The sequence below is a fragment of the Hallerella succinigenes genome (genome assembly GCF_002797675.1).
Lineage (GTDB): Bacteria > Fibrobacterota > Fibrobacteria > Fibrobacterales > Fibrobacteraceae > Hallerella > Hallerella succinigenes.
This window is the reverse complement of sequence record NZ_PGEX01000001.1, coordinates 281,967-293,951: the sequence shown is the minus strand read 5'-3', so window position 1 is coordinate 293,951 and position 11,985 is coordinate 281,967. Positions and strand designations below refer to the sequence as shown.

Genomic DNA, 11,985 nt, shown 5'->3' with positions numbered 1-11,985 from the left:
AACAACTCACGCCCCAAAATGGCCGTTTGCCTACAGGCAGATTTATCAAATATGCATGTACCAAAACGATGCGACAGGCTTGCGCCGGTCGCAGACGTGAGCGTCCGTCTTATTCCCTGTGTATGAAAGTGTCGAAGTTTCAAGTAGAGAACAAGAGAAAACTCTATTTGCCTTGAAATATAGATTTTTGGAATGTCAAAAGGTGACAAAAAGGGAGTTCCCTTGCCTTTTTTTACTCAGCTTTTTGTATATTACACCATAACAGGCACCGGCAGCGAATATCCGCTTGCAAGCCAAGTTCGACTAGAAAAGCCGACTTTTTGTTATATCCCCAATAAAATTGGGTGTTCTTATATAGCAAAGGTCGGCTTTTTTGCGTTTATAGGAGTAGAAGATGGCTAGAAAGACCGAAAAAACGGATGATTTCGCACCTAACCCGCTCATGGAGTCGGGTGTCGAAAAAATGATTCAAATTGTTCGTGGCAAGCAGGTGCTGCTTGACCGCGATATTGCAACGTTGTATGGCGTTGAAACTAGAGCGATAAATCAGGCTGTCAAACGGAACATCGAGCGCTTTCCGGAAAGATATTGTTTCCGGTTGGAAAAAAACGAACAAGAAAACTTGAAATCACAAAATGTGATTTCAAGTTGGGGCGGCGACAGGTTTAAGCCCTATGTTTTTACGGAACAGGGCTTTGCCATGCTTTCATCCGTCCTGAAAAGCAAGGTTGCCGTGAATGTATCCATCGCAATCATGGATGCGTTTGTCGCCATGCGGCAGTATTTATATCAAAATGGCGGAATCGTCAATCGCCTTTCTAATGTCGAAGCAAAAGATTTGGAACAAGACGCCCGTCTTTTAGATCATGACCACAAAATAGATTCTCTTTTCGAGGCGATGGACCGTGGCGAGCTTAAATCTAAGGGTTTATTTTATAACAACCAGGAGTTCGATGCCTATGTATTTGTCTGCAACCTCATTCGCCAAGCCAAAAAGAGAATTGTGCTGGTCGATAGATATGTAAACGAGAAAACCTTGACGATGATGCTCAAGCGGGAAAAAGGCGTTTCCGTGACTATTTACACCTACGACAAGAGCAAGGTTCTCGAGTTAGATCTGGCAACTTACAACGAGCAATATCCCGACAGCCCGATGCAAGTTCTGCCTAGTTACGGAATGCACGACCGATTCTTGTTCATAGACGATACGGCCTACCACTTCGGGGCTTCGCTCAAGGATTTGGGCAAGAACACGTTCTTCTTTACGCAGGAAGATTTCACGTTGGACGAAGTGTTGAAGGAATCGCAGAAGATTCAGGGAAAAAAAAGTCAGGTATTACAAGATGACAACGCAGATTAATGTGACATACGAGGAACGTATATTTGCATCGAGAACACGTTTCCCCGTCTTTTTTGCTTGTAGGCGAATTGGAGTAGAAGATGGCTAAAAAGACCGAAAAAACGGATGATTCCGTACCAAACCCGATCGTGGAGTCGGGTGTCGAAAAAATGATTCAAATAGTTCGTGGCAAGCAGGTGCTGCTTGACCGCGATTTGGCGACGCTTTACGGGGTGGAAACGAAGCGTATAAATGAGCAGGTAAAGCGCAATATTGAGCGTTTTCCCGAAGATTTTTGCATACATCTCTCTTTAGAGGAATCGCAACTTCTAAGGTCGCAAAATGCGACCTTAGAAAAAAAGGGGCAAAATTTAAAGGGAAAGCACACAAAATACCGTTCTTTAGCTTTCACCGAACAAGGCGTAGCGATGCTATCTTCGGTTCTAAAAAGTGAGTCTGCAATCAAGGTCAACATCGCCATCATGCGGGCATTCGTGCAACTGCGTCACCTTATGATGGGTAACGGAGGCCTCGTCAACCGGCTTTCAAATGTAGAAGCAAAAGATTTGGAACAGGACTGCCGCTTGACCGGTCATGACGAGCATCTGCTTGACCACGACCGTAAATTTGACGAACTTTTCGAGGCGATGGACCGTGGCGAGCTCAAAACCAAGGGTTTATTTTACAACAACCAGGAGTTCGATGCCTATGTAGTCGTCCCTTAAAATCCCGCCCAGCCCGCATAACTATTGGGAAAAACTGATTTCTACCCTGTGAAAATATTGCAAGGTTTTCTAAAATATGATTGAAAACCTTGCAATTTTTTATGTACAGACCGCCAAAATCCCACGCACAGACAAGCCTTTTCTGTTCCCTTGAGGAGCAGTTGAACCACAAGCATTCCCTCTACGTTCTCGCGAACAAGATTGACTGGAACAAGTTCGAGACCGAGTTTTCGAAACGGTTTGACGACAAAATGGGTGCGCCGAACAAGCCGATCCGTCTCATGACCGGGCTCATCATCCTGAAGCACATCCGCAACGTATCGGACGAGTCCGTCGTGGAGCAGTTTCAGGAAAACGCCTATTACCAGTATTTTTGCGGAGAACGGTTCTTCTCGACGGAGCAACCCTGCGACCCGAGCGAACTTGTTCACTTCCGGCACATGATTGGCGAAGCGGGCATGGACATGATCCTCAAGGAAAGTATCCTCGTCAACGATGACCACGATAAACAAGGACCGACAGGATGCGGCACGGTCTTTCTTGACACGACCGTGCAGGAAAAGAACATCACGTTCCCTACAGACGCCAAACTTGCGAACAAGATAATAGAACAGGTACAGAGGATCGTGGAAGAGCATGATCTTCCGCAAAGACAGTCCTACAAGAGAACCTTGAAGAAGGTCCATCGTGACCAGCGTTTCCGCAATCACCCGAAGAACGGCAAGAAGGCTCACAAGGCAGATCGCAGGCTGAAGACAATCGCGGGACGGCTCGTCCGTGAATTAGAGCGAAATCTCGCCAGCAAGAACTTGTTGAACACGTACAAAGAAAAAATCGAGCTTTTCAAAAAAGTTCTGGCACAGAAGAAATGCGACAAGGACAAGGTCTATTCGCTTCACGAACCCGAAGTAAAATGCATCGGCAAGGGCAAGGAACACAAGAAATACGAGTTCGGCAACAAGGTGTCAATCGCCCGGAGCTACAGCGGCATCATTGTCGGCGCGGTCTCGTTCCGGGACGAGTATGACGGACATACGATAGACGATACGCTTGACCATGTTGAACAAATGCTTGGATTCAGGCCGAGCCAGGCCGCATGCGACCGAGGCTACCGCGGACAAAAGGAATCCGGAACGACAAAGATCGTGATACCGGACGTCCCGAAGAAAAACGCGACTTACTACCAGAAGGAAAAGGCTCACAAGCTTTTTTGCAAGAGGGCAGGCATCGAGCCTATCAACGGCCACCTGAAAAGCGACCACCGTATGGGCAGAAATTTCTACAAGGGAATCTTTGGCGACATGCTCAATGCAAAGCTTGCAGCAGCGGCGTTCAACTTCAAGAGGGCCATGAGGCGCTTTTTTGTCCTGTTGGAATGGCTATACTGTTGCTTCCTTTGCCGGGAAGGGGTGAATAAAAACGGCGAACCTCCTTATCCTGCGCTCGCGAAGTGACTTTTTAAGGGTCAACTATGTATTTGTCTGTGACCTGATTCGCCAGGCAAAGAAAAGAATCGTACTTGTCGACAGGTACGTGAGCGAGAAGACTCTGGCCATGATGCTCAAGCGGGAAAAAGGCGTTTCCGTGACTATTTACACCTACGACAAGAGCAAGGTTCTCGAGTTAGACCTGGCAACTTACAACGAGCAATATCCCGACAGCCCGATGCAAGTCTTGCCAAGTTACGGAATGCACGACCGATTCTTGTTCATAGACGATACGGCCTACCACTTCGGGGCTTCGCTCAAGGATTTGGGCAAGAACACGTTTTTCTTTACGCAGGAAGATTTCACGTTGGACGAAGTGTTGAAGGAATCGCAGAAGATTCAGGCAGAAAAAGAAAGCCTGGCATTACAAGATGACAACGCAGATTAATGTGACATACGAGGAACGTATATTTGCATCGAGAACACGTTGCCCCGCCTTTTTTTGCTTGTAGGCGGAAGGAGTAGAAGATGGCTAAAAAGACCGAAAAAACGGATAATTCCGCACCTAACCCGCTTATGGAGTCAGGCATCGGAAAGATGATTCAAGTCATTCGTGGCAAGCAGGTGTTGCTTGACCGCGATTTGGCGACGCTTTACGGGGTGGAAACGAAGTACATTAATCGGGCCGTAAAAAGAAATCCCAACAGATTTCCCGATGAGTTCTACTTCGAGCTGACAAAAGAAGAGTCTCTAAGGTGCCAAGATGGAACCATAAAAACTGGACGTGGACAGCATTCCAAATATTCGTCTTATGCCTTCACCGAACAGGGAGTAGCCATGCTTTCTGCTGTGCTGCATAGCGAAAAAGCCATCAGGGTCAGCATAGACATCATGAAAGCATTCGTGGCGATGCGTCATTTTATATTGCAAAATGGAGGTTTTATAAACCGGCTTTCAAATGTAGAAGCAAAAGATTTGGAACAGGACTGCCGCTTGACCGGTCATGACGAGCATCTGCTTGACCACGACCGTAAATTTGACGAACTTTTCGAGGCGATGGACAGGGGCGAGCTCAAAACCAAGGGCTTATTTTACAACAACCAGGAGTTCGATGCCTATGTATTTGTCTGTGACCTGATTCGCCAGGCAAAGAAAAGAATCGTACTTGTCGACAGGTACGTGACCGAGAAGACTCTGGCCATGATGCTCAAGCGGGAAAAAGGCGTTTCCGTGACAATCTACACCTATGACAAAAGCAAAGTCCTTGAAATGGACCTAGCCACTTACAACGAACAATATCCCGACTGCCCGATGCAAGTTCTGCCTAGTTACGGAATGCACGACCGATTCTTGTTCATAGACGATACGGCCTACCACTTCGGGGCTTCGCTCAAGGATTTGGGCAAGAACACGTTTTTCTTTACGCAGGAAGATTTCACGTTGGACGAAGTGTTGAAGGAATCGCAGAAGATTCAGGCAGAAAAAGGAGCTGGTCAAAAAATTTGACCACCTTGCCAAGCTAAAATACAGTCCTGTTAATCCGACGGCCTTTACTGAACGCGGTCTCTACATGCTTGTGACAATTTTCGCGAGTTGTCTCGTGCCATTGCTCGCGTTCCTGAAGTTGTTGATGAAAATGAAAAGAAGTCTTTGTTGAAAAGAAACGACCTAAAACAGCAAAACCGGCCCCTGCGGACCGGCTTTGGGCTTATTTTCTTGAAAAAGGGCTTACTTAAAGGAGCCCGTGTTCCTTGAGAATCTTCTCGTACTTCTCGGCACGATTTTCTGCAGCATCCGCACGAGTTTCAGCCTCGCTGGCGCGCTTTTCGGCTGCTTTAGTGCGCTGGCGCTCATCGTACACCAAGTCATCCAATTCCTGTTGCCAAGTCATATAGCGCTTCCTCGTTTCGTTGTCCGACAGACAAATATACAAATGTGTGGTGTGAAGAGTGTAGTGTGAAATTATTTGGAAGTTTTTTTGGCGGTTTTGGTTATAGCGCTAAGCATCCGAATTAATACTCGGCATGGCTCAATAATTATTTTGAATTTCTTTGCTTCTAAATATTTTGCCTCGTACAACAGTTCCACCCAATACTCGGTTTCTCCCGCTTCTTTTAACGCAATATACATCGAAGGCGGTGCAGAAGCGTTCTTCAAATATGCAAGCGACCCGGAAGTGGGTCCGCGAGAGTCTAGGCACCGCACAAGAGCGTAGAAGATGGGGGATGGTAATTCAAGGGTTTTTCTACGGAAACTTGTGTCCACTTGAGCTAGAAATTCTAGATTTAGAGTAATTATGAAAGTCATTTTGCCTGTGGCCGGAACTGGAACGCGTCTTAGACCATTCACTTTGTCTTTACCAAAGTGCCTTCTTCCTATTGCCGGAAGAACGCTGATAGATCATATTATTGCGTCCTACGATTCCTTGCCTGTCTCCGAACAGATTTTCATTACTGGGTATAAAGGAGAACTTGTTGAAGATTTCATCAAGCAAAGGAGCTTCCAGAATGCGCGTACCGTGCGGCAATGCAATCCGCAGGGACTCGGGGAAGCGATCTCCCTTTGCTTGCCTTTCTTGACCGATGATGAGCCTGTTTTGATCATTTTAGGCGATACGCTTTTTGATGCAGATCTCTCTTTCCTCAAGACCGAAAAAGAAAACGTCTTGATGACGCGTGAAGTGGAAGACCCGCGTCGCTTTGGTGTGGCGGTGACCGATTCTTCGGGCCGCATCACAAAGCTTGTCGAAAAGCCGCAAACATTTGTTTCAAATGAAGCTCTAGTCGGCATCTATTACATCACGGATGTCGCCCTTCTTCGCTCTTCGCTCGAAAAATTGATTCGCGAAGATATTCGCACACGCAACGAATACCAGTTGACAGACGCTCTCCAGATGATGGTGGAATCAGGCGCGAAGTTCCGCACGGCTCCGATTCGCTCTTGGCTCGACTGTGGAACGGCGGAATCCTTCCTCAAGACCAATGCGAAAATTCTTTCGGGTCTTGAACCTCAGGACGTTTCCCGTTTTAAGGACAGCACTATAATTCCGCCTTGTCATATCGCGGAAACGGCTGTGATTCGCAATTCTCTTGTCGGACCGAACGTCTCGGTCGGACCGGGAGTCGTCATTGAAAATTCGAAGATTGCGGATTCCGTGATTTCGGAACACACAACGCTCGTTGATTCTGAAATTTCGCACTCGATTTTTGGCGGCGATTCCGAAGTGAAAGGATTCAAGGGGTCGCTGTTGCTCGGTGACCATTCCAAAGTGATTTCGGGGGTTTTGTGAAATCCTTTATTCTTGCAAGCGCCTCGCCGCGTCGCTCTGACATCCTCACCCAGTTGAAGGTGCCGTTTCGCGTCGAAAAATCCAATTTTGTCGAAGACGGTGAAGGCTTGAAGCCCAAGGAAAGACCGCAGAAGTTTGCGGAAGGAAAAGCTCTCGAAGTCTCCAAGCGCTTTCCAAATGAATATGTTCTCGGCTTCGACACGTTGGTCATCATGGACAGCAAAGCGCTCGGTAAACCGAAAGACCCCAGCGAGGCGCTTTCGATGCTCAAGCTTTTGAACGGCAGCCGTCATAAAGTGATTTCGGGCGTAGCCATTGCGCACAACGGGAAAATTCTGGAATCGTCGAAGGAAATCACCGATGTGATTTTCCGTCACAACACCGAACAGGCTTTGCAGGAATATGTGAATTCCGGCGAACCGATGGACAAGGCTGGAGCTTATGCCATTCAAGGCATCGGCGCACGTCTTGTCAAAGCGGTGAACGGTTGTTTTTATAACGTAGTCGGTCTTCCTGTTGCGAAGACCCTGGATTTGATCGATCATTTAGGAGAGTCAAATGTCTGATTTTGCGGAAGAAAAGGCTTCAAACGAAAAGCTTGGCGAATACCTGAAGCGTGTTCGTGAATCCAAGGGAATTTCTTTGGAAGAATTTTCTCAGAAGACCCGTGTTTCGTTGGAACACTTGCAAGAAATCGAAGCGGGTGAATGGAACAAGTTCCCGGTGGAAGCATATGTCCGAGGATACTTGAATTCGATCGCTGTGGCGCTCGGACTCGATATGCCAAAGGTCCTCGAATGCTATTCCAAGGAAGTCGGTTCTTCTTATTCAGAGGAGTTCATCGCTCCGAAAACCATTACTTCTGAATCGGAAGGCTTTGCGGGTACAAAACTCAATGCGAATAAGAACAGCTTCAAGGCGGTTCTGATTGTGATTATCATCTTGGCCACAGCCTTCTTCGCCGGCGTCAAGTTCTTGAACAAGATGTCGTTGGCTCCGGAATCTCCGACGCCTGCTCCCGTGCAAAAGGCAGCAATCGTGGAAGACGATACGACATCTTTCGAAACGACGGTTCCCGATGGTGCGGAAAATGTTCCGCCTGAATCCTTGAACGTGGAACAGGATTCCTCCGCGATGCAGGCCGCTCTCGACAGCGCAAAGAAGATTTCTGCCAAGGGCAGCTCCGTGACGACCTTCCTCTCTTCGGATTCCCGTGCAACCGAAAAGAAAGATTCGGTTCCGGAAGCAAAGGGCAAACTCCATGTTACGATTTCGGGCAGGGATTCCTCGACCTCTTGGGTCGGCATCTACCGCAGCTTGAACGATAACAAGGTTCTCCGTGAAGGCAATTTGACGACGAAATATTCGAAGATCACTTACGCCTATAACGATACACTCTGCTTGGTGATCGGCAACCCGGACGCAGTCAGCAAGGTGGTTGCGAACGGCAAGGAAATTCCGGTTCCGATCCGCAAAGGCTACGCGAGCCGTTTCTGCTTGAGCACGAATGGCAAGATTACAAGGAGATAAGCGATGAGAGAAGCGCAGATTATCCGCAACACGAGCGAAACCCAGATCAAGCTTTCGCTCAATTTGGATGAGGTCTCTCGCGGTAAAATCGATACAGGCTCGGGCTTCCTTAATCACATGCTCGACCTTTTCCAGGTGCACGGTGGTTTTACGCTGAACGTGGAAAGCCATGGCGACACTTACGTGGACATGCACCATTCGATCGAAGACATTGCGATCTGCCTCGGCGAAGCTTTTATCAAGTGCCTCGGCGACAAGAAGGGCATTGAACGCTACGGCTTCTATTTTGTTCCGATGGATGAAGCGCTGGCTCGTGTTTGCCTTGACTTCTCGAATCGTATCGGCTTTGTCTGGAATGCAAAACTTCCGAATTCGACGGTCGGCGCAGAGAATATGCCGGTGAGCCTCTTTGAACATTTCTTCAAGTCGCTCTGCGAAAATGCCCGCATGAATTTGCACGTGGAACTCTTCTATGGCGCAGACAATCACCACTGCCTCGAAGCTATCTTCAAAGCCTTCGCACGTGCTGTCGCGATGGCTGTTGCGCCCTCGCGCAATGTGAAGGGAGTGCCGAGCTCCAAAGGCACGCTTTAAGTCTTATCCTTAAAATGTTAAAACAAAAAGTCCGAGCGTTAGCCCGGACTTTTTGCTTAGAAATTCAAAAGCTTAAAGATTTGGAATACGCACCTGATCGCCCGCATTTAAATGTTCGAGCTTGACTCCGGGATTCACCGACTGCAAGGTAGAAAGCGTGTAGAAGCGGGGAAGCTTCGTCGCATCCTGACCATAGGCACGGGAAAGCAGGGCGAAAAGGTTTTCGCCGTCCTTCGCAGAAACGGTCTTGTACTTGGAAGTGTTCGTCGGGTCGGACTGCAAAGCTCCGAGCGCGTTCATGAAGTTGTCCGCAAAGCGCTCCGCGGCCTTCGCCGGCTTGGCCGTGTTCGCTGGACTGGCTGCAACGGTTCGCTTTTCCGCAGATGCGGTTGCTTGCTTTGAAGCCTTCTTTTGGCCCGGAAGGTGAATCGTTGGAATGTTCCCCGAGTAAATGGTGAGTTCCGTGCGTTCGCTATCGGCGCCCGGTTTCAAAGGTTCGGCTTTTAGAATGGAATCCAAATCGGCGATGTAGGCGCTATCCGGCCAGGATTCCAAAACATATTTTTTGTTGACCTGCAAACGTCCTTCGGTGCTTTCGTTCTGTCCACAGGCAATCATAAGGCCTGCGACCGAGCAAATCGAGAAGAGAGCAACACATTTTTTCGGTTTCATGGTACAAAAATACTATTTGCGAATTGCCAAAATGTAAAAATTCATCTAAATTTGGTTCACCTAACGTTTATAAGTAGGATTAACAAAATGAAAAATGGTATTCATCCCGATTACAATCCGGTCGTGTTCGTTGATGCGAATACGGGTAAAGAGTTCATCACCCGCTCCACGAAGTCGTCTGCCGAAAAGAAAGTGATCGATGGTGTCGAATATGGCGTGGTTACTTTGGAAATCACGAGCGACACTCATCCGTTCTGGACTGGCAAGCAACACCGCGTGGATACCGCTGGTCGTATTGATCAGTTCAACAAGCGTTTCGCTGGTGATGGTAAGTTGAACATTGCTGGTGCAAAGCGTAAGACGCGTCGCGTTGCCGCCAAGAAGAGCGAAGAAGCGGAAGAAAAGTAATCCTACTTCTTAAAAACTTTTCAAAAAAGCTTCCCGGATTTGGGGAGCTTTTTTTGTAGCTACTTTTGAACCCATGAAGCGAATCCTTTCCTCGTTGACATTCCTCCTGGGCATTGGGGCCGTCGCGTTTGCGGGCGAGTCTCTGGCGGGAACCTGCACGGAAGGAAAGCCTGTGCAAAGCATTCGATTTTCGGGTCTCGACGACACCCAACCTCACGTGGTGGAACGGGAACTTTTGAATGCATCGGGAAAGCCTTTTTCCTCCGAAAATTTTCGCATCGAAAAATTGAATCTGGAAAGCCTCGATCTCTTTTCGGATATTTCATTAGTTTGTACGGAATCCGCGGAAGGCGTTGAACTTGAATACCGCTTCACGGAACTCTTGCACTGGATTCCGTCGCCCGCCGGTAAAAAGACCGATCAGGACGGCTGGATGCTGGGCCTTGCCCTTTCGCATTTGAATGTGGCAGGGGAAGATATCCGAGTGGAAGCTCAGTATCGCACGTCGGTGAGCCCGCTTTTCGATTCCAAGGAATTTGCCATCTACGCGAGCTCTCCGTGGCTTTTGGGGCTTCCGCTGTCCTGGAACTTTGAATTCCTGCGCACGGATTCCTGGGACGATTTAAGGAACTTTGATGACCGCTCCTGGTATTCGCACCTAGAAATCGGCGCAAGGCTCTGGAAGGATTTTTCGTTCCTTTGGGCGGCTTCTTACCGTTACGTGCAAAAGTACGGCGCCGTTCCGGATTTGGGCGTAGGCGTACTCCTAGACGCGCGAGATTCCAAGGTGGACCCGCATCTCGGTGCTTATGAAGAATTCCGTGTGACGCGCTATGGCGCCTTTTATGCGGACGTAGAGGATTATATTGAATTCCTGTGGGATAACCGCCTGTATTATCCGATGGGACGCTTCATTACGGGCGTATCTTCGCTTTTGCGCTACCGTCCGGGAACTCAGATGTTCTTTGACCGTTTGCACCAGGGCGGTGCAAATACGCTCCGCGGCTTTGATCCGGACTCAAGTATTCACGGTCGCCACGAAGCAATCTGGAACGTGGAAGAACGTTTTGTTTTGCTTGAACGCCATCCGTTCAGCATCATGGGGGCAAATCTCTTTTGGGGGGTGCAGCTCGTCGCCGGTGTCGAAGGCTCGTTCCTTTGGAATACGCAAACTCCCGACTGGGGCGATTACCGCCAGAGCGTTTACGGCGGCATTCATTTTATTATCCCGGCTCTCGACCGAATCCGTATCGAAGCAGGTTACAGTCCTGACGGCGGAGAAATCAAGGTTGCCGTGGGTCTTTATGACAAAAACACTTCTTTAAGATGGCGTTCTCGTTAATTGTAAGTTATATTTACCTTATGCCAATTAATTACTTAGAACTCCCGATTGGGCCGAAATATCCATACGAAGTGGATTGTGTTGTTGAAATTCCAAAGGATACGAACGTCAAGTACGAATATGATGAACGTTTCCACGTCTTCCGTTTGGACCGTTGCCTGCTTTCTTCCATGAGTTATCCGTGCAGCTACGGCCTCATTCCGAGTACCCGTGCCGATGACGGTGACGCCTTGGATATGCTTGTTTACTGCTCTGCGCCTCTTGCGACGGGTACCGTCGTCTCTTGCCGCGCCGTGGGTGTCTTGGACATGACCGATGGCGGCAAAAAGGATTACAAGGTGCTTGGCGTGCCTCTGTACATTCCGCATCCTATCCGCGATTTGCATGACGTGGACCCGATGTTCCTGAAGATTACCCGTAACTTCTTCCAGTATTACAAGGAACTCGAAGGCAAGGCCGTGGAAATCGGCGATTGGCTCTCCGCCGAAGTGGCTCGCGAAAAGATCGTGGAAGCGCACAAGAACTTTTTTGCGACCCAGATCCAGGCTCCGGAACATTGCTACCAGGAACCGGAAGCGAACTCCGAATACAATCCGAATACCGACCTGATGATGATTTGATTTTTGGCAGGAGACAAAAGAATTCTAAAAAAGAAAGGC

At 48.5% G+C, this 11,985-nt stretch carries 15 protein-coding genes; 12 read left to right on the top strand and 3 right to left on the bottom strand.

Going from position 1 to position 11,985, the window contains the following annotated elements; all coding sequences use genetic code 11:
* The first annotated feature begins 394 nt into the window (after positions 1-394).
* The 5 genes from BGX16_RS01285 to BGX16_RS01265 all read left to right on the top strand — a co-directional run bounded on the left by BGX16_RS01285 (position 395) and on the right by BGX16_RS01265 (position 4,997).
* Positions 395-1,360, top strand: coding sequence for an ORF6N domain-containing protein (locus BGX16_RS01285; protein WP_100424436.1), 966 nt, complete (start codon positions 395-397; stop codon positions 1,358-1,360).
* A gap of 80 nt (positions 1,361-1,440) precedes the next feature.
* On the top strand, positions 1,441-2,064 hold the full coding sequence (locus tag BGX16_RS01280; protein ID WP_100424435.1) for an ORF6N domain-containing protein: 624 nt from the start codon (positions 1,441-1,443) through the stop codon (positions 2,062-2,064).
* A gap of 101 nt (positions 2,065-2,165) precedes the next feature.
* Positions 2,166-3,518: an IS5 family transposase gene (locus tag BGX16_RS01275; protein ID WP_198514820.1), complete on the top strand. Its 1,353-nt coding sequence runs from the start codon at positions 2,166-2,168 to the stop codon at positions 3,516-3,518.
* A gap of 79 nt (positions 3,519-3,597) precedes the next feature.
* Positions 3,598-3,939, top strand: a complete 342-nt coding sequence (locus BGX16_RS01270; RefSeq protein WP_241899391.1) for a hypothetical protein — start codon at positions 3,598-3,600, stop codon at positions 3,937-3,939.
* Positions 3,940-4,019: 80 nt separating this feature from the next.
* A complete protein-coding gene (locus BGX16_RS01265; RefSeq protein WP_100424434.1) occupies positions 4,020-4,997 on the top strand; it encodes an ORF6N domain-containing protein in 978 nt (325 codons plus the stop codon).
* A 226-nt stretch (positions 4,998-5,223) separates the two neighbouring features.
* Here the strand turns inward: BGX16_RS01265 and BGX16_RS14415 are convergent, their stop codons facing one another.
* Positions 5,224-5,382, bottom strand: coding sequence for a hypothetical protein (locus BGX16_RS14415; RefSeq protein ID WP_157797800.1), 159 nt, complete (start codon positions 5,380-5,382; stop codon positions 5,224-5,226).
* Between the two features lie 71 nt (positions 5,383-5,453).
* Complete coding sequence (locus BGX16_RS15160; RefSeq protein ID WP_420866603.1) at positions 5,454-5,621, bottom strand: four helix bundle protein; 168 nt, start codon at positions 5,619-5,621, stop codon at positions 5,454-5,456.
* 166 nt (positions 5,622-5,787) lie between these two features.
* Between BGX16_RS15160 and BGX16_RS01255 the strand changes: the two genes are divergently transcribed.
* Genes BGX16_RS01255 through hisB form a run of 4 tightly spaced genes read left to right on the top strand, consistent with a single transcriptional unit; the run spans position 5,788 to position 8,904 of the window.
* Complete coding sequence (locus BGX16_RS01255; RefSeq protein ID WP_100424432.1) at positions 5,788-6,780, top strand: sugar nucleotidyltransferase; 993 nt, start codon at positions 5,788-5,790, stop codon at positions 6,778-6,780.
* Positions 6,777-7,346 carry a Maf family protein gene (locus BGX16_RS01250; RefSeq protein ID WP_100424431.1) on the top strand — a complete coding sequence of 190 codons (570 nt, stop codon included), beginning with the start codon at positions 6,777-6,779 and terminating at the stop codon, positions 7,344-7,346. The genes BGX16_RS01255 and BGX16_RS01250 overlap by 4 nt, the downstream gene beginning before the upstream one ends.
* Positions 7,339-8,310 (top strand): helix-turn-helix domain-containing protein, encoded by a 972-nt coding sequence (locus tag BGX16_RS01245; RefSeq protein WP_100424430.1) that lies wholly within the window; start codon positions 7,339-7,341, stop codon positions 8,308-8,310. Before BGX16_RS01250 ends, BGX16_RS01245 begins: the two co-directional genes overlap by 8 nt.
* 3 nt (positions 8,311-8,313) lie before the next feature.
* On the top strand, positions 8,314-8,904 hold the full coding sequence (gene hisB / locus BGX16_RS01240; RefSeq protein WP_100424429.1) for an imidazoleglycerol-phosphate dehydratase HisB: 591 nt from the start codon (positions 8,314-8,316) through the stop codon (positions 8,902-8,904).
* Between the two features lie 72 nt (positions 8,905-8,976).
* Here the strand turns inward: hisB and BGX16_RS01235 are convergent, their stop codons facing one another.
* Positions 8,977-9,576 (bottom strand): hypothetical protein, encoded by a 600-nt coding sequence (locus BGX16_RS01235; protein WP_100424428.1) that lies wholly within the window; start codon positions 9,574-9,576, stop codon positions 8,977-8,979.
* 87 nt (positions 9,577-9,663) lie between these two features.
* Between BGX16_RS01235 and BGX16_RS01230 the strand changes: the two genes are divergently transcribed.
* The 3 genes from BGX16_RS01230 to BGX16_RS01220 all read left to right on the top strand — a co-directional run bounded on the left by BGX16_RS01230 (position 9,664) and on the right by BGX16_RS01220 (position 11,946).
* On the top strand, positions 9,664-9,984 hold the full coding sequence (locus BGX16_RS01230) for a type B 50S ribosomal protein L31 (RefSeq protein WP_100424427.1): 321 nt from the start codon (positions 9,664-9,666) through the stop codon (positions 9,982-9,984).
* 73 nt (positions 9,985-10,057) lie between these two features.
* The gene (locus BGX16_RS01225) at positions 10,058-11,326 is read left to right on the top strand and encodes a BamA/TamA family outer membrane protein (protein WP_100424426.1); all 1,269 of its coding nucleotides are present in this window, start codon (positions 10,058-10,060) and stop codon (positions 11,324-11,326) included.
* A 20-nt stretch (positions 11,327-11,346) separates the two neighbouring features.
* On the top strand, positions 11,347-11,946 hold the full coding sequence (locus tag BGX16_RS01220; protein WP_100426702.1) for an inorganic diphosphatase: 600 nt from the start codon (positions 11,347-11,349) through the stop codon (positions 11,944-11,946).
* The last annotated feature ends 39 nt before the right edge of the window (positions 11,947-11,985 follow it).